Here is a 734-nt window from a genome sequence, read left to right as displayed (position 1 = left end):
GCCTCATCACGCGCTTCAGTTCCTTCTACTTTGTAGAAGTATTGAGCAATGCTGGAAGTATCGTGAGTCGATTCAACCTTGATCATCTCTGGCGATTTCATAATACGCTGAGCGATTTTCTCGATCTTCTCTGGGAATGTTGCGCTAAAAAGCAATGTCTGACGCTGTTTAGGCGCCGCATTAATAATCGCATCCAAAGCGTCTTGGAAGCCCATTTCTAGCATACGATCGGCTTCATCCAGCACCAATGTATTCAACTCTTCCAAGTTAATACGGCCTTTCTCAAGGTGATCCAGAATACGCCCCGGAGTACCAACAAGGATATGTGCACCATGCTCTAACGAACCAATTTGCGGTCCCATCGGCATACCGCCGCATAACGTAAGTACTTTAATGTTATGGATACCACGCCCTAGCGTTCGAATTTCTTTAGCAACTTGATCCGCCAGTTCGCGAGTTGGACACAGCACCAAAGCCTGCACGCGAAATCGTTTTACGTTTAGATTTGATAGCACGCCAAGACCAAACGCAGCTGTTTTACCCGAGCCCGTTTTACCCTGACCAATTACGTCACGCTGATTCAAAATCGCCGGTAAGCTTAACGCTTGAATTGGCGTCATATGGGTGTAGTTCAATGAATCCAGCGTTTCTAGTAGCGCTGGGTTCAGGCCTACTTGGTCAAAAGTTTGTTTGCTCACAGGGAAATATCCTCAGGTGGGATGAAAAAGAGGGCA

The 734-nt window shown here is 46.9% G+C and carries 1 protein-coding gene; it reads right to left on the bottom strand.

Going from position 1 to position 734, the window contains the following annotated elements; genetic code table 11:
• A partial coding sequence (locus tag R7Z49_RS24745) for a DEAD/DEAH box helicase (protein WP_318112337.1) occupies window positions 1-698 on the bottom strand: 698 nt, incomplete at its 3' end.
• Window positions 699-734: the final 36 nt, after the last annotated feature.

The sequence above is a fragment of the Vibrio sp. 1562 genome, from assembly GCF_033340155.1.
In the GTDB taxonomy this organism is placed as follows: Bacteria; Pseudomonadota; Gammaproteobacteria; order Enterobacterales; family Vibrionaceae; genus Vibrio; species Vibrio alginolyticus.
This window is presented reverse-complemented; position numbering and strand designations above follow the sequence as displayed.